A 24726-nucleotide genomic window follows, 5' to 3' on the forward strand; every position below is an offset into this window, starting at 1 on the left:
GCCAGCAGCTTTAGCGCAGAATAATCAGATGCCCCAAAACCTGATGCTGCTCAAACCCCAACACCCCCTGCAAGGAACTCAACACCGCCTGCGGGTTCCTGCTCGGAAAGCTGCCACTGACCCGACGCCTCGCCAGTTCATCATTGAGCAACACGATCCGTCCGGGGTAATAGCGCGCCAAATCCTGTACCACATCGGCCAACGTCGCCTTGTAGTAATTGAGCCAGCCCTGGCGCCATGCCAACTGCGCTTCGCTGTCCACCGAGTGGAGTGTTTGCGCCGAGCCTTCGCCATAGGCCACTTGCTGGCCGGCGGTGAGCACTTGCTGATCGGCTTTCTGGTGCGCCGTCACGCCAACCCGTCCCGACAGCACCGTGACCTGTGCACCGTGGGGCTGCAAACGGACTTCGAACTGCGTACCCAGGACCCGCGTCTGGCCTTTCTCGGCGTCCACCACAAACGGCTCGCCGGTATGGGTAACGCTGAAAAAGCCGGCGCCGCGGCGCAGTTGCACATGCCGCTCACCGCGACTGAAATCCACGGCGATGGCGCTGTCGGCATCCAGTGTCACCTGCGACTGATCGGCCAGGGTAACGGTGCGAATTTCCCCCGGTGCCGAGACGTAATCCGCCCCCAGGTCATCAATCCAACGCATAGGCTGCCAGCCTGTACCGACACTTATCATCAACAGCAGACACGCGGCCATCGCCAGCGTACCGGACCAGCGCCCGAGCGTGCTGCGCCGCGGCTTGTCCATGGCGTTGAGATAGCCCTGCAAGGCAAAAGCGTCTTCATCGGCGAGTGTGCGCGCCGGTCCTTCGCTCAACTCCCACAGGACCTGCGCCCGGGCATAGGCCTCGGCATGGGCGGGGTCGGCCTGCAACCACTGGCTGAACGTCGCTTGGTCACCGCTGTTGGGCTGGTCATGCAACAGGCTCAGCCAGGCCAGCGCGGCCTGCTCCTGCGCCGGCGTCGGGGTGACGCGTTTGAAGTCGTTCACGGTGCTGTCCCTGGCGTACGCGGTTCGGGTTCCCGAAGGCTGGCCTTGCAGGCTTCGAGGGCGCGCATCATATGTTTTTCCACGGCACTTTGGGACAAGCCCATGGCCTTGGCGATCTCGGCGTATTTGCGGCCGTGAATGCGATTGAGCAAGAAGATCTGCCGCGTACGCTCCGGCAAGGCACGCAACGCGGCTTCGACATGGCGCAGATCGTTGCCCGCCTCCAGCGCCGCTTGCGGTCCGCTGCCATGGCTGTCTGGTGATTCCACCATCAAACCTTCGCTGGCCCGGACCCGCGTGCCTTCACTGCGCAAGTGATCGATGGCGATGTTGCCGGCGCAGCGCAGCAGGTAGGTGCTGAGCTCCTCGACTTGCACCAACGGCCGCCGCCAGAATCGCAGGAACAAATCCTGTACCAGGTCAGCCGCCGTCGCCCGACAACCGACACGCCGGCTCACCAGTGCTTCCATTTGCGAACGCTGGGAGAGAAACACCTGGAGAAAATGCGCACGGTCCCCGCGCTGTTGATCGCGCTCGATATCGTGGGGCTCGGGGGCAGAGTGATCATCGTTCATGTTTCGACCTGAAAACCGGGGAGGCCACGACAGCGTCAGGGGACCGGAAAGGTCGCAATATTAATGATAAATATTCTCATATGCAAAAGGATCGGGTGCAGCCCTTTATTACGCCCGTTGGTTGCACCAATGGCATAGCCATCGAATCCAAAAGCCACCGAAAACAAAACGGGCCTGCAATGCAGGCCCGTTTTCATGGGAAGGTAAAAAAGTGAATCAGGTGTCAGCCGTTAAGCGCTGCCTGTTCGTTCTCAAGAAACTCTTCTTCCAGCAGATGGTCGGCATGGGCGGCACTCTCGATGGGCACCACATTGGCTCGTTTGCCGCGTAATTTGCCGAACATATGCTCCAGCGCATGTTCAAGTTTGGTAGCCGCTCCGTCGATCGCCTGCTCCATGGTGGAGGCTTTATGGGTGACGGAAATCGGTTGATGGCCTTTTGGCCGCGCCTCCAGCTGGCAGCGCATGTCGTGGGGACCCGGCTTGTCGCCGTTCTCGTCCCGCAGGTGAACCTCGACTCGTGTCAGGTCCTCTTCGTAGCGTTCGAGCGTGCTCTCAATGGTCGTACGTACCCACTCCTCCAGTCGTTTACTGCCTTGAATATGGTTATCGCTATTGACTTGGATTTGCATAGTTCATCCCTTATTTCAGCTAGCTCGCGAGAGGCCGGTCAGCTAAGCCCTTGGGCGTCATCACCGTGACCTCTTACTTACACAATCGGTCTGTACGCTGAACAATTCAACCCCCTAAAAAAGATAAATTTTCAATCGCAAAAAAAGCCGGACAACCGGTAAAAGCGCTGTTAAGGTCGGGAGTTGGGTCGCCCTGCTCTTACGTAATAATTGCTCACATTTGCCGCTCCCCCAACGGGTGCAGGCTGCGAAAAGCACCCGCCTCCTCCACCAACCAATCGTGCACCGCGCGCACACCCGGATGGCTCAACGCCCCGGGTGCGTAAAGCAGCATGTAGCGCTTGTGATTGGGCACCGCCAAGCCAAACGGCACGATCAAGGCACCACGTTCCAACTCATCATTGAGCAAAGTTCGGCGCGCAATCGCCACCCCCATCCCGGCGATTGCCGCTTCGATGGTCAGGTGATTGCGATTGAAGGTATGCCCGCGTCGCACATCCGCACCCTCAAAGCCGATGGCGTTGAGGTAAAACTCCCATTCCGCGTACTCGTAGCTGCCGCGCCAGGCGGTGATGTCGTGCAGCAAGGGAAAGTGCATCAGGTCCGCCGGACCATGCAGTGGTGGACGACCACGCAACAGGCTCGGCGCGCACACCGGAAAAATCTGTTCATCAAGCAAGGCTGTGGATAACAGGCCCGGATAACTGCCGTCGTTCAGGTCGATCGCCAGGTCGAAGTCACCTTCATGCAACGGCACGCTGCTGTCCTCGGCCACCAGGCGCAACTGGATGTCCGGAAAACGCTGCTGCAAACGCGGCAGTCGCGGCGTCAGCCATTTGCTCAGGAACGACGGAATCGAACGCACCCGCAAAATCCCGCTGATCATGCCCGCGTCCAGTCGCCGCAATTCCGAGTCGATGCTGCCAAAGGCCTCGTTGACGGTAATGGCCAGGCGCTGACCCTCTGCGCTCAGCTCCACTCCGCGGGCGCGGCGGTGAAACAGGCGAAAGCCCAGGCGTTCTTCCAGCTGGCGGATCTGCTGGCTGACCGCCCCCGGTGTGATGTGCAGTTCTTCGGCGCAGCGGGTGAACGACAGGTGCCGCGCGGCACAGGCAAACACGTTCAGCCAGACATACGTCTGGGCGTGTAATTGACGGCTCATCGTTTAGTCCTGCTAAAGGATGTCTTAGGAATTTTCGTTGGTCACGCAGGCTCGTGACAGGCAGTATCGCCCAAATTGCGCTTGTCCTACAGAAATGGCAGCGATTTCTCTTCCATTACTTGTACAGGCTTTAGCATGGCTATCAGTGTTTTCGATCTCTTCAAAGTGGGTATCGGCCCGTCCAGTTCCCATACCGTCGGTCCGATGCGCGCTGCCGCAACCTTTGCCCAAGCGCTGCTCGATCACGGTTTTCTGACCGACGTGCGACGCGTGGAAATCCGCCTCTATGGTTCTCTTTCAGCGACCGGCGTCGGCCACGCGACGGACCGCGCCTGCGTCATGGGCCTGATGGGCGAGTGGCCCGATCGCATCGATCCAACCACCATCGACAGCCGCATTCACACCCTGCGCGAAACCGGCAAACTGTGCCTGGCAGGCGTTGCGCAAATTGCCTTCGACTGGCAACGCGATCTCCTGCTGCTGGACGAAAGCCTGCCCTACCACCCCAACGCCATGTCCCTGACAGCCTTCGGTGAAACCGGCGAACTGTTCGAGCAGACCTACTACTCGGTGGGCGGCGGTTTTATCATCGAAGCAGCCGAAGCCGAATCCGGGATCGCGCCGGCCGGCGACGTGGTGCTGCCTTACGATTTCTCCAGCGCCGCCGAACTGCTCAAACTCTGCAACGAGCACGGGCTGCGGGTGGGCGAACTGATGATGGCCAACGAACGGGCATGGCGCAGTGACGCGGAAATCCGCCAGGGCCTGTTGCATATCTGGTCGGTGATGCGCGAATGCGTCGAGCAGGGTTTGCGCCACGAAGGCATCTTGCCCGGCGGCCTGGGTGTTCCGCGTCGAGCGGCGAAACTGCATCGCAGCCTGCAGGAAATCGGCAAGCCGAATGTCATTACGTCCACCTTGTCAGCGATGGAATGGGTCAACCTGTACGCCCTTGCCGTGAACGAAGAAAACGCGGCCGGCGGGCGCATGGTCACGGCGCCGACCAACGGCGCGGCGGGGATCATTCCGGCGGTGCTGCACTACTACATGAAATTCAATGCCGATGCGTCTGACGATGACGTGGTCGCATTTTTCCTGGGTGCAGCTGCCGTCGGCATCCTGTGCAAGAAAAACGCTTCGATCTCCGGAGCCGAAGTCGGCTGCCAGGGCGAAGTCGGCTCCGCTTGCGCCATGGCCGCCGCAGGCCTGGCAGAGGTGCTTGGCGCCACCCCGGAGCAGCTGGAAAACGCCGCCGAAATCGGCCTGGAACACAACCTCGGCCTCACTTGCGACCCGGTTGGCGGACTGGTGCAAGTGCCGTGTATCGAGCGCAACGCGATCGCCGCGGTCAAGGCCATCAATGCCACGCAAATGGCCCTGCGCGGCGACGGCAAACACTTCATTTCCCTGGACCGGGTGATCCGCACCATGCGCGACACCGGGGCCGATATGCACGACAAGTACAAAGAGACGTCGCGGGGCGGACTGGCGGTGAACTGGGTGGAATGTTGACCGTTTTGGAGGCACGTCGAGGTTAATTGCCCTGAAACGTGCAGAAAACGCGGCCCCCCCGTAGGAGCGAACTTGCTCGCGAAAAACCCTCAGACGCCGCGAACCATCTGGTTTGACGCGTTATCGTTCACGACCATCGCGAACAGGCTCGCCCCTACAGAACATGTTTTTTGTCCGACAACTTTCCGGCATGGGCCTTGCTACTTCCATGCTGGAACAATGATGGCGAGATGGCCGGTGGTCTGGCGTTGCGAACCAACCCGATCATGGCCGGTCAACAACTGCACGTTCAATCAGGCGGTGACGCATCATGGACAACCCTTTCCAGCTCATTACCGATGCCTTTGCAGCGGATTACCAGATCAACCTGAGCATTCAGGGCCTGGACGGCCGCATCATGCTGACCCTGTCCAACAGTGGCCGCGTGGTGGCCAAACGCATGATCAGCGCCGAACAACGCAATGACCCCGAGCGCCTCAAACGATTGGTGCAAAGCATTCAGTTCGGCATTGCCATCGAGCAGGGCCACTGCGCCGTGGCCATCCTCGAATCAATGACCGACGGCGGCACGCGCAACCTGCCCCCACCAGCCAGTGACCGCCACCGACCCACCATGGGGCTTTAAAGCTCGCCCTTTTCTACTTCCGGATGTTCACTGGAGCCCTTACCTGTTTTGCGGTGCGGGTTCTCAATCTTCACCGAAGGAAATTGCGACGAAGCGTAACGCACCACCAGAATCGCAAACGCCAACAGCAGAATCCCGCCGCACAGGTAGATGATCCCCAGGTCCGGCGGGTTGTGGTGCGATACGTTGGAAATCAGCAGCCGCGTCAGCGCGGTGATCGCCACGTAGATCAGGAAGCGCACGGGCATGTGGTTGGTCTTGAAGTAAATCCCGACCATCGCCCCCAGTTCCAGGTAGATGAACAGCAGCAAGATGTCATCGATCTTGATGTGCCCTTCTTCGATCATCCCGAGAAATTCCATCACCGCCGCCCATGCGGTCACCGCACCAATGGCGAACAGCGCCAGGTAGTGAAAGGTTTCGACAAACAGATTGCCCAGGGACTCGGCCAGTTCATGCACGTTCTGCCGCAGTTTTTCGGCCCAGTTGATTTTCACGATGATGCTTCCTTAGGTCGGCTCGACCGGATGATGCGGGTTGGACGTGACGGTTTTTCTGCATGCAGAAAAAAGGCCAGCCCATGATGGCGAGCCGCTCGGGATTGTGCGCCGTGGCGTTTGGTCGCACCTGTGCAGCGCCCCGCCTGACAAATCCCGAATTCGGTCTACATTAAAAAGCCACTACCCAAGAGGCAGGGATTCGCTTATCCTTTAGCTGTATATAGATACAGTAGTCGAAATCGACAACCAATGTGAAGGCATGTGAGGTGGTGAATGGCCGTCGAAGTGGTATACCGCAGCAGCCGAGATCTGGAGCGCTTGTTCATGGATAAAGCCGAAGCTGACCGTCATGACAAAATGCTCGAACTGGCCGAATTGCTGGCTGAAGTGTTGAAAAAAGCCGTTCCGTCCCTGACCGAGCAGCAAGTGGAAGAAGCCGGGATCTACATGGCGAAAAATCGCGACGTGTTCGCCAAGGCGTTCAAGAGCCAGCCGGACGCCCTGTCCGAACTGCTCAGCGCACCGGTTGAAGTCGCACAACCTGTTGCGGCAACCGAGGTCGTTGAGGCCGCTGAGCCGGTCACCCCGGCCAAGCCTGCCAAGGCCCCAAAAGCCGCCAAATAGGCAAAGCCCGAATTGAACAGGCCCTGAGTCGAATGACCCAGGGCCTTTTTCATGCCTGTGGAAAACTCATGCCAGTTTCACCGGTACAACACCTTCTCCGCCAACTCGTCGGCCACCCGCGCGGGGGAGCGTTTTTCCGCCTGGGCGTGGGCGAACACTTCAGTCAGGCGCGAGCTGATTTTCGACAGGTGCGCGGTGATGGTCGACAGTTCCTCGCCGCGGTGCTTGAGCGACACGTAAATCAGTCCGCCGGCGTTTATCACGTAATCCGGTGCGTACAGGATGCCGCGCCGTTCCAGTTGGTCGGCAACATCCAGATGGGTCAGCTGATTGTTCGCCGAACCGGCCACTGCCGAGCAGCGCAGTTGCGTCACGCTGTGGCTGTTGAGCACCCCGCCCAAACCGCATGGCGCAAGAATATCGCAAGGCGTGCTGAGCAGTGCGTCGTTGGCGATGGGGTGAGCCCCGAGTTGCTCCATTGCCAGTTGCACCTTGCCGTGATCGATATCGCTGACCAGCAGTTCGGCCCCGGCAGCGTGCAACTGTTCTGCCAGGGCATAACCAACGTTGCCCAAGCCTTGAATGGCAACGCGCAGGCCTTCGAGGTTATCGCTGCCCAGTCGCGCCATCGCTGTGGCGCGAATGCCGGTGAATACGCCCATCGCCGCGTGTGGCGCAGGGTCGCCCGCCGCGGTGGTGCTGGTGACATGCTGGGTCTGCTGGGCGATGCAATCCATGTCCGCCACTGAGGTGCCACTGTCGATGGCCGTGATGTAGCGCCCGTCGAGCTGATTGATACAGCGCCCGAAGGCTTCGAACAGCGCCGCGCGGTTGGCCACATGAACGGGGCGAATGATCACCGCCACGCCGCCGCCCTGGGCCAGGCCGGCCAGTGCCGCCTTGTAACTCATGCCTTGGGCAAGGCGCACCGCATCCTCGACCGCAGACTCGTCGCTGGGATAGGCAAGGTAACGACAACCACCTAGGGCAGGCCCCAGCCGGCTGTTATGAATGGCAATGACCGCCTTCAACCCGGTGACCGAGTCAACGCTCAGATGCAGCGATTCAAGGCGAGTGCTTTGCATGAGAGCGAACATCGTAGGGCTCCCGAATCACTTCTTGTAGACGCCAGTATAGGCTTGCGCCCAAAAATTGCAGAAGCGCACCGGAATAAGCACGGCCCCGATGCAGGCTTTCGGAAATAACCCGTGGTCGCTCTTGTACGGTACTGGACGAATGCCGGAGAGGGGGCTAAAACGAGGCATTGCCCGGAGATTTTGATGACCCCGCGCCAATCGTTCTTCGCCTGTCTGCAACGTTCACCGCCCGCGCTGTTCGAGGCGGCACTGTGGATTGCGGCCGAGCACGATAGCGAGGTGAAGCCGCAAGCACTGTTGGCCGATTTCCAGGCGTTGCAACAGCGGGTCAGTGGTGGCTTGCCGATGCTGCCGGTCAGTGAACTGGCCCAGCCGCTGCTGCGGCGCATGAATGACCTTGGCTTCGCCCAGGACGACTTCACGCCATTGCGCCCGCAAGTGGCACTGCTCGACAAGGTACTGGAGCGCCGACGAGGGCAACCCTTGACGCTGGGGCTGATTGCGCTGGAGTTGGCCAAGGGCCTGGAAATTCCCATGGTCGGGGTCAACTTCCCCGGGCATTTCCTGCTGCGGGTGCCGGGCGCCGATCATTTGCTCGACCCTTGCGGTGGCCGTCGCCTTTATCCCAACGATTGTCGGGAGTTGTTGAACCGCCAGTACGGCCCGAACATCAAGCTCAGCGCCGAGCACCTGGAAACCGCCGAGCCAGTGCAGATGTTGCAGCGGCTGTCGCGCAACCTGCGCCAGTTGTACCTGTCCCACGACGACGTCATCAATGCCTTGATCGACGCCGAACGCGTTCTGGAACTGGGCAACGCCAGCGCCGCCGACTATCTGGCCCGGGCCAGCCTGTACCAACGGCTGGACTGTCCGAACGCCGAGCGTTTTGACCTGGAGCATGCGCTGCTGCTCAGCGACGATCCGATCCAGCGGATTCGCCTGACGGAGCGGCTGGGGCATTTGCCGCCGAACTCCATCGTTCACTGATCACAAATCATTGTGGGAGCGAGCCTGCTCGCTCCCACAATGGAACGGTGTGAGGTTTCAGGGCGTGTCTGGCTGGTTCGCCGGATGCGCCTTGATGAACGCCGGGTGAGTGGCCGCCAATGCCGCCACTCGCCGGATACGTGGATAAGCCTCAAGAGAAACATTGAAACGCTCGGCCGCGTACAGCTGCGGGATCAGGTAGACGTCCGCCAGCCCGGGTTCGGGGCCGAAGCAGTAACCGTCATCACCGATCAACTGCTCCACCGTGGCCAGCCCCTGGCCGATCCAGTGACCGATCCACTCCACCACCTGCGGTTCGTCGTGGCCCGACTGGCGCAGCCGATTGAGCACGCTGACGTTGTGCAGCGGGTGCACATCGCAGCCGATCACTGCCGCCACACCGCGCTCGTGAGCACGGGCAGCCAGGTCTTTGGACAGCAGCGGGACCTGTGGATAACGTTCCTCCAGGTACTCGATGATCGCGGGAGACTGGATCAGCAACTCGCCTTCATCGGTGCGCAAGGCCGGCACGCGGCCCTGCGGGTTGATGCCCAGATAAGGCGGCTGACGATGCTCGCCACCCTGCGGTGCGATCAGGTTGACTGGCAAGGATTGATAATCCAGGCCCTTGAGCGCCAACGCGATACGCACCCGGTACGAAGATGTCGAACGGTAGTAGGTATAGAGTTCCATGCCCCGCTCCTGTTAGCGCGCCGGCAGCACTTTGCCGCGGCATTCGCCGAAACCGATGGAAGCAAAACCGTCGCGGCGGCAACGGCCGCGCAGGATGATTTCGTCACCGTCCTCAAGGAATTTACGCACCTCGCCCGAGGCCAGTTCGATCGGCTTTTTACCGCCTTCGGTGATTTCCAGCAGGCTGCCGAACTGACCACTCTGCGGCCCCGACAACGTGCCCGAGCCGAACAAGTCACCAGCCTGCAATTGGCAACCATTGACGCTGTGGTGCGCGACCATTTGTGCCACGGTCCAGTACATGTGCCCGGTGTTGCTCAGGGTCAGGCGATGGGCTGGCAGGTTCTGTTCACGCATGGCCTCGGTGAGCAGCAATACTTCCAGTTCGATGTCGAACGCGCCAGCGGCCTGGTCGCGCTTGTCGAGCAGGTACGGCAGCGGCTGCGGATCGCCTTGGGGACGTGCAGGCTGGGCACGACGGAACGGCTCCAGCGCTTCGGCGGTGACCACCCACGGCGAGATGCTGGTGATGAAGCTTTTCGACAGGAACGGCCCCAGCGGCTGGTATTCCCAGGCCTGGATGTCCCGTGCCGACCAGTCGTTGAGCAGGCAGAAACCGGCGATGTGGTCGGCGGCGTCGCCAATGGCAATCGAGTCGCCCATGTCGTTACCCTGGCCGATCCAGATGCCCAGCTCCAGTTCGTAGTCCAGGCGCGCGCAAGGGCCGAACGTCGGTTCGCTCTGACCGGCCGGCAGCGTCTGGCCTTTCGGGCGGCGCACATCGGTACCGGACGGGCGAATGGTCGACGCACGACCGTGGTAGCCGATTGGCACGTACTTGTAGTTCGGCAGCAACGGGTTGTCGGGACGGAACAGCTTGCCGACGTTCTGCGCGTGCTCGATGCCGACGTAGAAGTCGGTGTAATCGTTGATTTTCGCCGGCAGGTGCATCTCGCAATCTGCCGCCAGCGGCAGCAGTTTTGCACCCTGGGCTTCGATCTTGCCGTGCAGGGTACTGCCCTCGGCGAACAGTTCCAGCAAACGCTCGCGCAATGCGACGCGAGCCTCGCGTCCCAGTTCGAAGAACGCATTCAGCTGGCCGCCACGGGTGGCCTCGACGGCCGTCTTCGCGGCGCCATCGAACAATCCGGCCTCAAGGGCCGCTTGCAGATCAAAGATATGCTCGCCAATCGCCACGCCACTGCGCGGTGCCGAGCCGTTGAGGCTGAACACGCCCAGCGGCAGGTTTTGCAGGGGGAAGTCCGCGTGGCCGTTGGCGGATGCAACCCAGCTGCGAGTGATGGAAGTCTGCGTCATGGGTTATCTCCGGGTCGGGTCGAAAGTGGCGGGCAGCGTAGCCCAGCAGGCGTCGTAGGTGTTTTGCAGTTGCGGGCAATCGAGGGCGAAACGGCTTGGGCGCAACACCTGGCTGGTCTCGAACATGAACGCCATGGTGTTGTCGATTTTCGCCGGTTTGAGGTCAGCGTTGATCGCTTTGGTGCAGGTCTCGCCGTCCGGACCGTGGGCGCTCATGCAGCTGTGCAACGAAGCACCGCCGGGCACAAAGCCTTCGGCCTTGGCGTCGTATTCGCCCTGGATCAACCCCATGAATTCGTTCATCAGGTTGCGATGGAACCACGGCGGACGGAAGGTTTTCTCGGCCACCATCCAGCGCGGCGGGAAGATCACGAAGTCGAGGTTGGCCAGGCCGTGAACGCTGGTCGGCGAGGTCAGCACGGTGAAGATCGACGGATCGGGGTGATCGAAACTGACGGTGCCGATAGTGTTGAATCGGCGCAGGTCATATTTGTACGGCACGTTGTTACCGTGCCAGGCGACCACGTTGAGCGGCGAATGATTGAGCTCGCAAGCCCACAACTGGCCGAGGAATTTCTGCACCAGCGTGGTGGGTTGTTGCAGGTTTTCGTAGGCCGCCACCGGGGTCAAAAAGTCCCGCGGATTGGCCAGGCCATTGCTGCCAATCGGCCCTAGGTCCGGTAGACGCAGCGGTGCGCCATGGTTTTCGGCGACGTAACCGCGAGCTTGCGGGTCGAGCAGTTCGATGCGGAATTTAAGGCCGCGTGGCAGTACGGCAATTTCCAGCGGCTCGAGCTCAAGCACGCCCAGTTCGCTGGCAATGCGCAGGCGTCCCAGTTCAGGCACCAGCAACATCTCGCCGTCCGCGTTGAAGAACACGCGTTCCATGGAACGGTTGGCGCGGTAGTTGTAGATGCTGATCCCGGCCGGTTTTTCTGCGCCCGAGTTGGCGGCCATGCTCACCAGGCCGTCGATGAAATCGGTCGGTTCGGCGGGAATGTCCAGCGGGTTCCAGCGCAGGCGGTTGGGGGTCACCTCACCCAGCGGGCCACCGGCCAGTTGCCGATCCAGTTTGACGAATGCCGGATGATTGGCCGACGGCTGAATGCGGTACATCCAGGTCCGCCGCGCTTCGCTGCGCGCCATGGTGAACGCCGTGCCGGAGAACAGTTCGGTGTAAAGGCCGTACGGGGCTTTTTGCGGGGAGTTCTGGCCGACAGGCAGTGCGCCGGGCAACGCTTCGCTGCTGAACTCGTTGCCGAAGCCTGACAGGTAGGCCAGCGCTGGCGTCGTTGAATCGGGGTTCATGGAGCCTCCTGAACAGGGAGTCGGCAGTGGCCGCTCGCTCTGTTGCAGAGGTCGAGGCACGCCTGGGTTGTTTTTATCGTAATTTGATTACGCATAACGTAATTTGATTGGTATTGACCGTCAAGCTATAAAGACGCCCATTCGTCACGGGATCACAGCACCACCATGGAAAAGACCAGCGACAGCAACGGCAAACAGAAAGTCCGCTCGGCCGAGGTTGGCACCGACATCCTCAAGGCTCTGGCCGAGTTGTCGCCTTCGACTTCGCTGTCGCGCCTGGCCGAACACGTGCAGATGCCGGCGAGCAAGGTTCACCGCTATTTGCAGGCCCTGATCGCCAGCGGATTCGCCGAACAGAACGCCGCCACCAACCATTACGGCCTGGGCCGCGAAGCCCTGCGCGTAGGGTTGGCGGCACTCAACAGTATGGACGTGCTGAAAGTCGCCGCCCTGCCCCTGGCTGAACTGCGCGATGACTTGAACGAAACCTGTTTCCTGGCGGTGTGGGGCAATCAGGGCGCGACCGTGGTCCATATCGAACCGGCGGTGCGTGCGGTGACGGTGGTGACACAACTGGGCTCGGTGTTGCCCTTGCTCAGCTCTTCGACGGGACTGGTGTTTGGCGCCTACCTGCCTGCGCGTGAAACCGTGGATCTGCGTGAACAGGAACTGCAAAACGTTACCGCCCACGCCTTGGCGGATGATCAGGCCTACGCAACGATGTGCGATCAGATCCGCCATCGGGGCCTGCATCATGTGCATGGACTCTTGATGCCCGGAGTGGATGCCTTGTCGGCACCGGTGTTCAACGCCATGGGCAGGATCACGGCAGTACTGACCGTGGTCGGGCCGACCTCGCTGTTTCATGCCGATGAAAACGGCCCGGCGGCGCAGCGGTTACTGGCTGCGACGCGGGCCGTCAGTTGGAGAATGGGCTACGAAAGTCCCTGAGTATCAGATCAGGAAATCCGGAGCAATTTCGATTATAAGGTCACTGATGTCCTTGATCGTGAGTTGCGGATGCAAATCAGATTCCCGGGAACTGTAGGCGATCGAATAAACACCCAGTCCTTCGCCGTGATAGTAAGGAATTTCATCATGTTGAAAATGAGCAAAGATATCTTCGGCCAGACTTCTGGATTGAAGTATCTTTCGCCCGTCCGACTCAGTCACAAAGCTGGTCAAGTACACATTATCAATATTGATTTCCGGGATCTGATACTTTAACGCTGCGTGGACCTGCTCGATACCAGAAACCTTGACCGAGCGTTTTGAGAGGTTGATTGAGGGCGCATCGGTCAACCAACGGACGGTATCCATTACTATTTCTTCAAACTCTAGCAAATCCAGCCCTTTAACCTGATACTCCGGCTCGAAAGAATAACGCCGTTTGAAGATTCCATTGATAACCTGGACATAAGTAGGCAGCGACTCTTTCTCAACCCACTCCAGCGTCTCATCGAATAACGTCCTGGACTCAATGACGTCGGCGTCAATACTCTCACTCAACGTATTCAGATAGGTCGTGAACGGGTTGATCCCGAGTTTCCCCAGGCGTTCAACCAACAGCACCTCGACGGCGAAATCCGCACGAATACGCTTCAATAGAACAATTTTACTGGTAGAAAAAAAACTGTCACTCATACAGACTTCCTGTCACGTTAAAGAACCGAGCATCCTGCTCGAACTGTCGTTCAACATACTGACATCGCAAACACTTGCTTGTTTGTCAGCGCCGACGACCATACTAATCAACACAGTTATTTATGCACGCGACCATATGTTTTAATTCATTTCCCGACTAAAAACCAACAACTACCAGGCCTGCATTATCAATCCCAACTTCTTTGCCATGGCAACTGCCTGTGTACGCCGTTCCACACCCAACTTGCTGTGAATGCGCCGGGCATGGGTTTTCACCGTATGCAGCGAAATGAACAGCTGCTCGGCAATTTGCTGATTGGAATTACCCTGGGCAATCAGGCCGAGCACTTCCAGCTCCCGACAACTTAGCAGGCTGGCATCCAGGGCCAGCGCGGTCACCGTCTCCTCGCCTTGTAAACGACAGATCAGGTTCGGCTGGCGCAAGTTCAAATCACGCAATGCCTGTTGTCCCTGACAACGCTTGACCAACGCCAGCCCGGCCTCCAGTGCTGCGTGAGCCGTGTCCGGCTCACCCGTCAGGTCCGCCACTTCGCAGATTGCCAATTGCAGCTCCGTTTCCAGCGCCAGCATGGCGTGTTGTTGCGCGTGTTCGAGTAACGCCTTGAGTCGATCCAGTGGACGTTGCACCAGCTGCAGTTGAGCCTCGGCCAACACCAACTGGTATTCGATACGCGCAATCAGTTGCAGCGTGGCCGGCGGTGCCTGGCGCGCGTTGGCCCCACGATAATGACGCAAGACTCGGGTCAGCGCTTCCCGGGCCAGCTCCGGGCGCCCTTGTTGCAGCCAGAAATGACTGCTGATTTGCAGCAGCACGCCGCGATACACCGTGTCGGGGATCTGCCGTTGCTGCATCAACCGTTCGGCCTCGCGCAGACGATCAAATGCATGGGCGTAATCACGTTGGTTGGCCGCCAGTTGCGCCTGCCCAAGAAACCCGTACAGCACATGCTTGTCCTGACTGTGGAGGCAGTCATCAAGGCCCGCCTGGAAACATTCACCGGCCAATTCATCCTGGCCCTGGCACAAGGCCAAGCGCCCACGTCGCAGGGCGATTCGTCCCAGCAGCGGCGTCGGTCGATCAGCCTGCCGTCCGAGCATTTCATGGATGTCGGCCAGCAACTGCCCTGCTCGCCGCGGTGCGCCACGCTGCTCCAGCAACTGCGCATGATCGAGTTCGAGCAAGCCTTCAAACAGCAACGAGCCTTGCGCCCGCGCCAGGCACAGGGCATCACGATTGAAGGCCTGGGCGGCATCGAGGTCGGCGTTGAGCAGTGCTTGCTGGGTCAGCCCGGACAGACACAACAACCGTGCGGGCCATGCCTCGGCCGCCAGTTCGTCCAGCGCCTCGATAAAATGCGCCCGTGCCGCCGGCAGGCGTCCCTGCAAATGCAGCAACCAACCCTGTTGCGCCTGCCAACGCGCCAGCAGTTGGCGTTGCAAGGATGCCGTCGGCTGCGGGGCAAATCGGGACAGTTGCCCAATGCAGGCAGCCGCCTGCTCGAAACGCCCGGCAAACAGCAACGCCGCGGTGATCAACCCCACCCGTTGCGGCGTGCCAAGGGTCAACTGTTCACCCAGCTGCTCGTGCAGTTTGAGTAACCAGCTGACGTTCTGACGCTTGAACAGATGCTCAAAACTGAAGTGTTGCAACAGGCTGACCGCGACCTCGTGCTCTTGCGCCAGCAACGCCTGCTCGAAGGCGCCCTGCCAGTCTTCTTCGGCGCTGAACCATTGGCACGCGCGGCGATGCCAGGACCGCCCGGCCGGGGTCGGTTCTTCACGCATCTCCCGGGCCAGTGGCTCGAAGACCCGCAACCACTCGACGGAGTCTTCCCAGGGTTCAATGAAGCAGCCCATGTCCTGCAACGCGTGCAACCACTGCGCGCCCTCACCCGTGCCGAAAAGATGCTCGCACAAGCTGGCGTTGAAGCGTGGCAGATGAACCAACACCTTCCAGACCTCAACCAACTCCGATGGCAAGGTGTTGAACAACTCGTGTTGCAGATAATCGAGCAATGTCGCCGAACGCCCCTGCTCACCCGACCACGGACAACCATTGAGCAATGCGATCCGCACGCCAGCGCACCAGCCACCACTGCGCTGAACCACCCTTTTGGCGGTTTGTGCCGCCAGGATCGGCTCGACATGACCGAGCAACTGCCCGACCTCGGCCTCGGTAAACGCCAGCGTCCGGCCTTCGCACTCGTACAACTCATCATCGAGCAGCAGCCGCGGCCAGTTGCAGGGTGGTCGTCGACGGGAGCTCAGCCACCAGGTCAGCGCCGGGCTGTCGACGGCCAACAGGCGATCGAGCATCCGGTCGAGTTCCGGATTGGGTGCTCGACAGTAATCATCGATAAACAGCCAGGTCGGTGACTGTAATCGGGCCAGATGCGCCAACAGCCCGGGCTCATCCGTCGAGGGCAGACCCAGCGCTTGCGTCAGGCGCAATAGTAAATCGGCTGCACTCAACGACGCCCCCGCCAGCGGCAGCCAACAGATCCGAGCGTGCTCCGGCGCCCGCAGCAGGCATTCGGTAAGCAACGCGCTCTTGCCACTACCGGCCGGTGCGCAAAGCAACTTCACCCGCGCGGTCGAAACCAGCATGGGCTCGATCAGTCGCTCGCGGGACAGATGATGGGACGACAGTCGGGGCAGGAAGCCAGGGCGGTCCAGACAGTGCGTCATTGCAGTCATTGTGGTGCGCCTTTTTTATAATTCTGGCGCCACCCTAGCCCCCTCCCGAGCGCTTGTTGAAGAAGTATTCAACACACTGATCGACCGCTATAAAAAAGGTGACCGCAAAGTCACCCTTTTGTGTAAGGCCCTGTAGGAAACCTACCTGACTCCCGTGCTCCGCAAGGCTGCTGGCGTGTAGTCCCCCGCTTTTGCATCGATGTTGAATTCGAAGCTGCGCTTCTCTTCGTTCTTCATTCCCAGGGCGATATAGCGACCGGCGATCAGGTCATAGAGCGCTTCGACGGTGTAGGCCGGCACCTGGTGATCGTAGTAGAACTGGGCATGCCCTTCGGCGACGCGCCAGAGTTGACCACGCCCGTCGTAGTGGTCGGCCAGCGCCACTTGCCAGCTGTCTTCGTCGATGTACATGTGGCGCTTGGCGTACACGTGACGCTCGCTCGGCTTGACCGTGGCGACGACTTCCCAGACACGGTGCAACTCGTAGCGGGTCAGGTCCTGATTGATGTGCCCGGCCTTGATCACATCGGTGTACTTGAGGTTGGGCGAGTCGAGCTTGTAGCTGTTGTAGGGAATGTACATCTCCTTCTTGCCGATCAGTTTCCAATCGTAGCGATCCGGCGCGCCGGAAAACATGTCGAAGTTATCGGTAGTGCGCAGGCCGTCGGATGAGGTGCCGACACCGTCATAAGCGACCTGCGGCGCACGCCGTACCCGGCGCTGGCCAGCGTTGTAGATCCAGGCCTTGCGCGGTTCCTTGACCTGGTCGAGGGTCTCGTGGACCAGCAACACGTTGCCCGCCAGCCGCGCCGGCGCGGTCACTTCCTGCTTGAAGTAGTTGAGGACGTTATCGTCGCTGCCCGGTTTCAGATCGCTGAGCAACGACGGCACGGCGACTTCGTCCTTGAAGCGGATCACCGTGAAGTCGCCATTGGACTGCGGTGTCGCCTGGGTGATGGTGCGGCGCAGATTGCCGCCGTGGTAACGAGTGACATGGTTCCAGATCACTTCCACGCCATTCTTCGGAATCGGGAATGCGTAGTAGCGATTACCAGTGAAGTTGGCCAGACCGTTACCCTCGTTGATCGGTGTTACGTTCAGCGCACTGCGCTTGGCCGACTCATAGATTTCTGCCGGTAACGCCACGGTGCGATGGCTCGGGTAGACCGGAATCTTGTAGGTCTCTGGATAGCGCTTGAACATTGCGATCTGGCCGTCGGAGAGTTTGTCCTTGTACTTGTCGACAGTCGCCGCGGTGATCACGAACAACGGCTTTTCGCTGGCGAACGGGTCGGCCAGGAAACCTTTGCTGTCCACCGCGCCAGCGTTTTTCGGGATACCGCCGGTCCAGGCCGGAATCGAGCCATCGGCATTGCCGGCCTTCTCGGCACCGAGCGGTGTAAGGCTGGTGCCGAGCGTGTTGGCTTCTTGCGGCGACACCGCCGCCATCACGTTGGCGGCCAGCAGACTCAGGGCCAGAACGGTGCCCAATTGCAGAATCATCTTGCGCATAGAATTCATCCTTTTCAGCCAGATCAGAAGTTCACACCAAAGCTCAACGCCACGAAGTCACGGTCGGTGAGGACGTTGTAGTCGCCGCCGAAAAAGTCGGTGTAACTGAGGCTGGCGGTATAGGTGTTGCGATAGTCCGCATCGACTCCGAGGCTGATGGCCTTGGCGCCTTCGTTGAACAGACCGTTAGGGCCATAGCCGGAGACATCGTGGGACCATGAGAGGTTGGGCCTGACGTTGATCCCGGCGATGAGGTTGTTGTAGTCGAGGATGGCCCGGGCGCGATAACCCCATGAAGTCGAGGTCACAAAACCGTCGGTATCGCCGCCGAATCCATACTGGCCATACACCGAGTCGCGGCCGTAGCGCAGTTTGGTACGTGCTTCCAGACCACCGACCCGAACCACCGCCGCCTCGCCTACCAGGGTCAGGCGATCTGCACCCGCGACCTGATCGATGAAGTGCGTCAGGGTGCTCTGGATCTGCGTCACTTCCTTGCGGCGGTAGCCTTTGTTGTCGGCCCCCGGTGACGTGGCAATGGGCGATGCTGCTCCGCCCGCGATAGGGTTGAGCAAGGCCAGGGTCAGGTCATTGGTGTTGACCTGCACCGGGGCGTTGGGACGGTAGCTGATTTCCCCGCTCCACGCGGTGCCGGTGGATAACGTGGTGGCGAAGCTGGCGCCGTAGAGGCGGATGTCCTCCGGGTATTCGAGGTAATACTGGCCGCGACCGAGCATCACACTTTGGGCCAGGCCCGAACCGCTGCCGGGGGCGATGCGGTTGGCGGTGGCAACTATTCCCGGAATGCTTGCCAGCGTACCGGGGCCGGCGGTGGTGGTCCCGACATTCGGTGAACGGCTGTGGTAGTTCATGAAGTACAGGCCGTACTCGGTGTCGTCCCCCAGCCAGCGCAGCGCCGTACCCCACTGCCCGGAATCCCGGGCATCGCGGTCACCGCCACGGGGAACGATCACCCCCTCCTTGCTGACCTCGAAGCCCTGGCCAAAGGCAGCCGCAATCGGCTGCAAGGGTGCAATGGCCGGGTTGGCGACGGTGTAGCCCTTGTTGCAGCCGTCCGCCACCACATCGACACCAAAGAAAGTGCCGCAATTATCGACGACCGTCTGGTCCCATTCCAGTTGATAGAAGCCTTCCACGGTCAGCTTTTCCGTCAGCCCCTGGGAGGCGAACAACATGTTGACCGGGATCAGGCCTTCCTTGATCTCGGCGCCAGGACGACGGAACGCGGACACGTCGACCGGATTGATGCTGTTGATAGAGTTGCCGATGAACGTGCTCTCCCCCCAACTGACCACCTGCTTGCCGGCGCGGACCGTGCCCGGCAAATCGGCGAGGGAGTAGTTGTGATAGACGAAAGCGTCGAGGATTTGTCCGCCTGAAGACTTGGCGCCTTCTTTGCGATTGTGATCGCTGATGTCCTTGAAGGGGCGGCTTTCATCCTTGAGTTCAAAGTCGTACCAGTACTTGCCACGCACAAACGCACCGGTGTCGCCGTACTTCAGTTCGAGGTCGTGAATACCCTTGAAGATCTTCGAGAAGGTTTCACCCTTCTTGAAATTCAATCGCCCGTCGTCACCGGTCGAAGACTGGCCGGAGCCGCCGTTGACGATGCCCACCAGGGATTTATCCGCGTCACGCATGCCCCAGCTCGCGCCGACCGACAACGATGAGTCGAACGTCCCCTCGATTTCCCCGATGTTGAATGAAAGGGCCTGCGCCTGGGCGCAACAGCCTAATGCGACCGCAACCGCCAGCGCCTGCGGTGTGAAGATGGCGCGCATTGTTGTTTTTGTCATGCGTCTTCCCCGGTGAGTGACAGAAGGCCTCACCCTACTGCCGGGCACCGGGGTCGATAAGCGCACCAAGGAGGTATTCGTGGTGTACCTCTAAAGGATGACTGGCACAGACGACGAGCACCAGAATCCCGACTGTTGCCGGGGCTGCAACAGTGCATGTCGGGAATTGGTATTTTTCCTACAGCGCCGAGGGCTTACTCTTACCTCACTGTCACAGTAAACCACCGCAGGCACCCTGTACCGGCCTGCGCCGTGACTGAAAGATTTCAGATGAATCGAGGATTCGGTTCGTCACCCTGTGTACACTGACGTTGATTTGTAGCTCCTGATCCAACGTCTTACTTTGGCCGCTGCGTTTGCAGCGGCCTTTTTTATGGGCGATGGTTTTTGATAATTAACAGCTGCCAGTCAGTGCCCCCCGGAGCATCCAGGTAAAACTTCGCATGCCTACATTTCTTTCAGAAAGTACCTACAAGCATAGGTAAACACCAAAAGCACTCGAGTCTTTAAGTTGAACAGCACGTCGGCGAACGACTTTTTATCTTCGTCCGACTTCAAACCTGCTTATTGCGAGTGCAACCATGAAACCCATCAACTACAACCGGTATCGCTCAACCAGAAGTTTCAACAGTCGAATACGCTTTCTGATTCTTCACTACACGGCCGCTGACTTTTCAAGTTCTGTCAGTGCCCTGACTGGCCCCAATGTCAGCGCGCATTATCTGGTTCCAGATATCACGGACCCCAGTTACCTGAAGGCCGGCCATACCGGGCAGGAAGTTTTCAGCCTGGTGGATGAAACCTATCGCGCGTGGCACGCAGGTGTCAGTCAGTGGGGTAGCCGCAGCAATCTGAACGATACGTCCATCGGCATTGAAATCGTCAACCTGGCGACCGACAACAAGGGCGAATTCACCTTTCCGCCGTATCACCCCGAGCAGATTGCTGCGATTGAACAACTGGCGCTGAATATCCTCATGCGCTACCCGGATATCACGCCGACGCAGGTTCTGGGCCACTCCGATGTTTCGATCGGCCGCAAAAGTGACCCGGGGCCGATGTTTCCCTGGCGGGAGCTTTACTTGAAAGGTGTCGGCGCCTGGTTCGATGAAGCCACTCGGGACGAGTATCTGCGCCAATACAACACATCGGGGGTTCCAGCCCGAAGCGAATTGCTGGGGCTGTTCAAATCCTATGGGTACGATGTTTCGGGAGCGTCTACGGAAGGCGGTTTTCAACAATTGGTGCGGGCATTCCAGATGCATTTTCGCCCGGAAAACTTCGATGGAAAAATGGACGCGCAAACAGCCGCCAACCTGAAGGCGCTGGTCGTCAAATACTTTCCCGGCTGACCATTGGCAAACGGCTTTGCAGCCGACAAATGCAACAACCGGCAAGGTCAGTCAATGTGACCTTGCCGGTGGTATCAAAGCGTATATTTCTGCAAATTCCCCATCATTTCCTTCAGCGCTTCGATGTTGTCCTTCGGATGCGCCGCGCCCTCGAAGTCGCAGATCTGCTGCCAGTGCGCCGCCACGTCTTCCGGGGAGAAGCCGGCCCGTGGATCGAAACCGATGCCGAGGCTGCGCTCCCAGCGGACCTTGCCCATCCAGCCGCCGCCGACTTCGAACAGACCGGAGGTTTCCTGACAGTTCTCGCTGGCCAGGTACACCACCAGCGGGCTGACCAGTTCGGGTTTGAGCTGTTCGAAGACTTGCGGCGGGATCAGGCCTTCGGTCATGCGCGTGCCGCCGGTGGGGGCGATGGCGTTGACCAGGATGTTGTTCTTGCGGCCTTCGATGGCCAGGGTGCGGGTCAGGCCATAAAGACCGAGCTTGGCCATGCCGTAGTTGGACTGGCCGAAGTTGCCATAGATGCCCGAGGTCGACGCGGTGAAAATCACCCGGCCGTAATTCTGCTCGCGCATGTGCGGCCAGGCGGCGCGGGTGACTTTGTAGGCACCTTCGACGTGGACGCGGTAAACCAGGTCCCAGTCGGCGTCATCCATTTTGTGGAAGGTCTTGTCCCGCAGGATCCCGGCATTGTTGACCACCACGTCGACGCGACCGAAGACGTCCAGGGCGTGCTGGACCAGTTTGTCACCGTCAGTGACCGAGTCGTGGTTGGCTTCGGCAATGCCACCGGCCTCGCGAATCTCCGCGACCACGCGATCGGCGGCCGAGGCATTGGCGCCTTCGCCCTGAGCCGAGCCGCCAAGATCGTTGACCAGCACCCTGGCGCCCTGTTTGGCGAACAACAGTGCATGCGTCCGTCCCAGGCCGCCACCGGCTCCGGTGATGATCACGACTTTATCTTCGAAGCGCACAGACTCATTCATGGGGGGGACTCCAGCAGGCCAAGGGACAGTGAGTCCGAGTTTCAGGCACGGCGCAGCAGGTCACAATGAACACGGGAGAGGCTGAATGGTGCGCGATAAGGCAGGGGGATGATTGAAAGAGAAACAGGCATGAACCCTGTGGCGAGGGGGCTTGCCCCCGTTCGGCTGCGAAGCAGTCGTAAACCGGCTAAACGCGTTATACCTGAATCACTGCGCCGTATGGTTTGGGGCCACTGCGCAGCCCAACGGGGGCAAGCCCCCTCGCCACAACAGTTCATCTTAAGGTTCAGGAACACGCCACCTTGCGCGGCGGCAAGAGCAATTGATCGCGAAACGCCAGGTAGTGCTTGAGCACCTCGCAGGGCGCCTCGATCTGCGGGTAGTGGCCAATGTCAGGCAACACTACCGTGTCCGCCTCCGGGATCAACTCCCGGTAACGCTCGACCATGTGCACGCCGGAGACTGGATCGACCCCGCCATCGATCACTCGCAGCGGCACTTCACCGCGTTGCATCGCGCTCACCCAGCGGTCGCGCCAGACGCGTCGCTCCGGGATGTAGCCGATCAATTTGTGCATGATCCGTGGCCCCTGATGGCTTTCGACCAGACTCCAGAAATCATCCATCTGGCTTTCACTGGGACGGGTTTGCGGACCGAAAATCTGCCGAAAGCTTCTTACCAGGCCATCACGGCTGAAGGCGCGGCCGATCATCCAGCCCAAAGGGCTGAGCAAGAGTTTTTGCATCAGTACCGGGCGGTGGGTTTCCGGAAACAACCCGCCATTGAGAAACACGCAACTGGCCAGCTCCACCCGCGATTCGTAATGCCGGGCCAGCAGTTCCTGAGCCACGCTGTCGCCGTAATCGTGGGCGAGCAGGTGCACTGGCTGCTCGACATTCAGGTGTTCAAGCAGTGCCTGTTGCAGATCCGCTTGTTCCAGCAGGCTGTATTCGTGATTCGCCGGTTTGGCCGAATCGCCGAAGCCCAGCATGTCGCAAGCGATCACGCGAAAGCGCTGGGCCAATGGCTGCCACAGGTAATGCCAGTCCCAACTGGCGGATGGAAAGCCGTGAATGAGCAACAGCGGCTCACCCTGGCCTGCTGCCCAGTAGCGGATGCTCTGGCCACGGAATACGAACGTCTGGCTGCGTTTGCGCCAGACACACAAGGGGATCTCGGCGAGCTCCATCAGAGTTTATAACCCGGGTCCAGTTTATCGAGTTTGCGCAGCAGTGCCGGCCAGGCCAGCGCTCCGCCCATTCCTTGAGCACTTCGGGTGACACCCGCGATCATGGCTTTGGCGCCGGCCAGAATCTGCGGTTCGATGGCGATCAGTTCAGCGGCACCGTTTTGCGCCATGACCTGAATGTCGCAGGCACGCTGAAAGGTGAACATCATCAGGAACGTATCGGCGATGGTGCTGCCGCAGGTCAGCAGACCGTGGTTATGCAACATCAGGAAATTGTTTTCACCGAGGTCGGCCTGTAGCCGCACTTTCTCTTCATGGTTGAGCGCCACGCCTTCGTAGGCGTGGTAGGCCAGACTGGAAAGCACGAACAACGACTGTTGGCTGATCGGCAAAACACCCTGCTTCTGCGCCGACACCGCCACCCCCGAAGCCGTGTGGGTGTGGAGCACGCAGACGACATCGTGACGGGCTTCATGCACGGCACTGTGGATGGTGTAACCCGCCGGATTGATCTCGTAAGGACTGTCCATCAACTTGTTGCCGGCCTGATCCACCTTGACCAGGCTCGACGCGGTAATTTCGTGAAACATCAACCCGAACGGGTTGATCAGGAAATCTTCGGTGCCAGGCACCTTGGCGGAGATATGGGTGAAGATCAGGTCATCCCAGCCATGTTGGGCGACCAGGCGATAACAGGCTGCCAGGTCGACGCGGGTCTGCCACTCGGCAGCACTGACCTGGTCTTTGACACTGGGTGGCGATTGGACGGGAGGGACAGTCACGGCAAGGAGCCTCGGTGTTTTTATTATGGAGTGTTTCCTATGTCCACCGAGTCTAGTCAGCCCTTGAGGTTCGTGTAGTTGCATTGGCAGCCAGCTTGATGGCCCAGCGAGTCAGCCGCCCTGCCGTCCTGGTTCCATGTCAAACGACCGGCGCCAGCAGGGGTCTGACAGGCATAGGGCCGGGGCAACGCTCAGTCGCGCAGTGCACTGATCAGGTCCGCCAGCCAAGGCTCGGCGTCCGTCTCTGGGGTCACCGTTTCGCTGGCATCCAGGCGCAGCATCGGCAGCACTTCGCGAATGCCAAGTTCAGCGAACAATTCGCGCATCTGCTCGCCGCCGCCACAAAAAGTATCGCCATAACTCGCATCGCCCAATCCGATCACCGCGCCCGGCAAACCGCGCCAGGCTGCTGGCAATTGATCACGAATGGTCGAATACAGCGGCTGCAGGTTGTCCGGCAGCTCACCCATGCCGGTGGTCGAGGTCACCGCCAGAAAGGCTTCAGGGCCAAACGCCTGGATGTCGGCGAGGGTCGCACGCGGGTTGTGCCAGGTTTCGAAACCGGCGGCGTTCAACAGGCTGGCGGCGTGGCGGGCAACTTCTTCGGCCGTGCCGTACACCGAGCCGGAAATGATGGCGACTTTCATCGAGCTGATCCTGAATCCGAGTGAAAGACCCGGATATTAACACCACGG

General features: G+C 59.9%; 22 protein-coding genes and 1 pseudogene. 6 read left to right on the plus strand and 17 right to left on the minus strand.

Annotated elements, in window-relative coordinates; translation table 11 throughout:
* Nucleotides 1–10: 10 nt before the first annotated feature.
* From AC1RS8_RS08295 to AC1RS8_RS08310, 4 genes are all read right to left on the minus strand, one after another.
* The gene (locus tag AC1RS8_RS08295; protein WP_489339760.1) at nt 11–1000 is read right to left on the minus strand and encodes a FecR family protein; all 990 of its coding nucleotides are present in this window, start codon (nt 998–1000) and stop codon (nt 11–13) included.
* Nucleotides 997–1575 carry an RNA polymerase sigma factor gene (locus AC1RS8_RS08300; protein ID WP_150812778.1) on the minus strand — a complete coding sequence of 193 codons (579 nt, stop codon included), beginning with the start codon at nt 1573–1575 and terminating at the stop codon, nt 997–999. The genes AC1RS8_RS08295 and AC1RS8_RS08300 overlap by 4 nt, the downstream gene beginning before the upstream one ends.
* 223 nt (nt 1576–1798) lie before the next feature.
* Nucleotides 1799–2206 carry an HPF/RaiA family ribosome-associated protein gene (locus tag AC1RS8_RS08305; protein WP_057716375.1) on the minus strand — a complete coding sequence of 136 codons (408 nt, stop codon included), beginning with the start codon at nt 2204–2206 and terminating at the stop codon, nt 1799–1801.
* Nucleotides 2207–2420: 214 nt separating this feature from the next.
* Nucleotides 2421–3368 (minus strand): LysR substrate-binding domain-containing protein, encoded by a 948-nt coding sequence (locus tag AC1RS8_RS08310; protein ID WP_057716376.1) that lies wholly within the window; start codon nt 3366–3368, stop codon nt 2421–2423.
* A gap of 135 nt (nt 3369–3503) precedes the next feature.
* Here AC1RS8_RS08310 and AC1RS8_RS08315 point away from each other — a divergent pair, with 135 nt between their 5' ends.
* Both AC1RS8_RS08315 and AC1RS8_RS08320 read left to right on the plus strand, forming a co-directional pair.
* Nucleotides 3504–4880 carry an L-serine ammonia-lyase gene (locus AC1RS8_RS08315; RefSeq protein ID WP_489339759.1) on the plus strand — a complete coding sequence of 459 codons (1377 nt, stop codon included), beginning with the start codon at nt 3504–3506 and terminating at the stop codon, nt 4878–4880.
* A gap of 310 nt (nt 4881–5190) precedes the next feature.
* A complete protein-coding gene (locus tag AC1RS8_RS08320; RefSeq protein WP_057716378.1) occupies nt 5191–5505 on the plus strand; it encodes a DUF3509 domain-containing protein in 315 nt (104 codons plus the stop codon).
* Here the strand turns inward: AC1RS8_RS08320 and AC1RS8_RS08325 are convergent.
* Nucleotides 5502–6002, minus strand: coding sequence for a phosphate-starvation-inducible protein PsiE (locus AC1RS8_RS08325; RefSeq protein ID WP_057716379.1), 501 nt, complete (start codon nt 6000–6002; stop codon nt 5502–5504). The two genes, AC1RS8_RS08320 and AC1RS8_RS08325, sit on opposite strands and share 4 nt — an antisense overlap.
* A gap of 276 nt (nt 6003–6278) precedes the next feature.
* Between AC1RS8_RS08325 and AC1RS8_RS08330 the strand changes: the two are divergent.
* A pseudogene (locus AC1RS8_RS08330) lies at nt 6279–6518 on the plus strand (YebG family protein); the annotation flags it as partial.
* A 188-nt stretch (nt 6519–6706) separates the two neighbouring features.
* On the opposite strand, the gene AC1RS8_RS08335 reads toward AC1RS8_RS08330, so the two are convergent.
* On the minus strand, nt 6707–7726 hold the full coding sequence (locus AC1RS8_RS08335; protein ID WP_057716381.1) for a Glu/Leu/Phe/Val dehydrogenase family protein: 1020 nt from the start codon (nt 7724–7726) through the stop codon (nt 6707–6709).
* A gap of 183 nt (nt 7727–7909) precedes the next feature.
* Here AC1RS8_RS08335 and AC1RS8_RS08340 point away from each other — a divergent pair, with 183 nt between their 5' ends.
* Complete coding sequence (locus tag AC1RS8_RS08340) at nt 7910–8713, plus strand: SirB1 family protein (protein ID WP_489339758.1); 804 nt, start codon at nt 7910–7912, stop codon at nt 8711–8713.
* 57 nt (nt 8714–8770) lie between these two features.
* On the opposite strand, the gene maiA is transcribed toward AC1RS8_RS08340, so the two are convergent.
* The 3 genes from maiA to hmgA are packed head-to-tail and all read right to left on the minus strand — an operon-like array spanning nt 8771 to nt 12031.
* Nucleotides 8771–9406, minus strand: coding sequence for a maleylacetoacetate isomerase (gene maiA, locus AC1RS8_RS08345; protein WP_057716383.1), 636 nt, complete (start codon nt 9404–9406; stop codon nt 8771–8773).
* Between the two features lie 12 nt (nt 9407–9418).
* Nucleotides 9419–10723 (minus strand): fumarylacetoacetase, encoded by a 1305-nt coding sequence (fahA, locus tag AC1RS8_RS08350; RefSeq protein ID WP_489339757.1) that lies wholly within the window; start codon nt 10721–10723, stop codon nt 9419–9421.
* Between the two features lie 3 nt (nt 10724–10726).
* On the minus strand, nt 10727–12031 hold the full coding sequence (gene hmgA / locus AC1RS8_RS08355) for a homogentisate 1,2-dioxygenase (protein WP_090453136.1): 1305 nt from the start codon (nt 12029–12031) through the stop codon (nt 10727–10729).
* 165 nt (nt 12032–12196) lie between these two features.
* Between hmgA and AC1RS8_RS08360 the strand changes: the two genes are divergently transcribed.
* Nucleotides 12197–12982 (plus strand): IclR family transcriptional regulator, encoded by a 786-nt coding sequence (locus tag AC1RS8_RS08360; RefSeq protein ID WP_090453134.1) that lies wholly within the window; start codon nt 12197–12199, stop codon nt 12980–12982.
* Between the two features lie 3 nt (nt 12983–12985).
* On the opposite strand, the gene AC1RS8_RS08365 is transcribed toward AC1RS8_RS08360, so the two are convergent.
* The 4 genes from AC1RS8_RS08365 to AC1RS8_RS08380 form a co-directional block, all read right to left on the minus strand.
* The gene (locus AC1RS8_RS08365; protein WP_489339756.1) at nt 12986–13675 is read right to left on the minus strand and encodes a hypothetical protein; all 690 of its coding nucleotides are present in this window, start codon (nt 13673–13675) and stop codon (nt 12986–12988) included.
* A 171-nt stretch (nt 13676–13846) separates the two neighbouring features.
* A complete protein-coding gene (locus AC1RS8_RS08370) occupies nt 13847–16393 on the minus strand; it encodes a LuxR C-terminal-related transcriptional regulator (protein ID WP_489339755.1) in 2547 nt (848 codons plus the stop codon).
* Between the two features lie 141 nt (nt 16394–16534).
* Complete coding sequence (locus AC1RS8_RS08375; protein ID WP_057716389.1) at nt 16535–17905, minus strand: DUF1329 domain-containing protein; 1371 nt, start codon at nt 17903–17905, stop codon at nt 16535–16537.
* Between the two features lie 23 nt (nt 17906–17928).
* Nucleotides 17929–19722: a DUF1302 domain-containing protein gene (locus AC1RS8_RS08380; RefSeq protein WP_489339754.1), complete on the minus strand. Its 1794-nt coding sequence runs from the start codon at nt 19720–19722 to the stop codon at nt 17929–17931.
* A gap of 581 nt (nt 19723–20303) precedes the next feature.
* Between AC1RS8_RS08380 and AC1RS8_RS08385 the strand changes: the two genes are divergently transcribed.
* A complete protein-coding gene (locus AC1RS8_RS08385; protein WP_340315206.1) occupies nt 20304–21074 on the plus strand; it encodes an N-acetylmuramoyl-L-alanine amidase in 771 nt (256 codons plus the stop codon).
* A 74-nt stretch (nt 21075–21148) separates the two neighbouring features.
* Here the strand turns inward: AC1RS8_RS08385 and AC1RS8_RS08390 are convergent, their stop codons facing one another.
* The 4 genes from AC1RS8_RS08390 to AC1RS8_RS08405 form a co-directional block, all read right to left on the minus strand.
* A complete protein-coding gene (locus tag AC1RS8_RS08390; RefSeq protein WP_057716392.1) occupies nt 21149–22060 on the minus strand; it encodes an SDR family oxidoreductase in 912 nt (303 codons plus the stop codon).
* 286 nt (nt 22061–22346) lie between these two features.
* Nucleotides 22347–23249: an alpha/beta fold hydrolase gene (locus AC1RS8_RS08395; protein ID WP_057716393.1), complete on the minus strand. Its 903-nt coding sequence runs from the start codon at nt 23247–23249 to the stop codon at nt 22347–22349.
* On the minus strand, nt 23249–24031 hold the full coding sequence (locus AC1RS8_RS08400; protein WP_218494938.1) for a class II aldolase/adducin family protein: 783 nt from the start codon (nt 24029–24031) through the stop codon (nt 23249–23251). The genes AC1RS8_RS08395 and AC1RS8_RS08400 overlap by 1 nt, the downstream gene beginning before the upstream one ends.
* Before the next feature lie 191 nt (nt 24032–24222).
* A complete protein-coding gene (locus tag AC1RS8_RS08405; protein ID WP_102669108.1) occupies nt 24223–24678 on the minus strand; it encodes a flavodoxin in 456 nt (151 codons plus the stop codon).
* Between the last annotated feature and the right edge of the window lie 48 nt (nt 24679–24726).

Source organism: Pseudomonas sp. GW821-FHT12A04 (assembly GCF_058807755.1).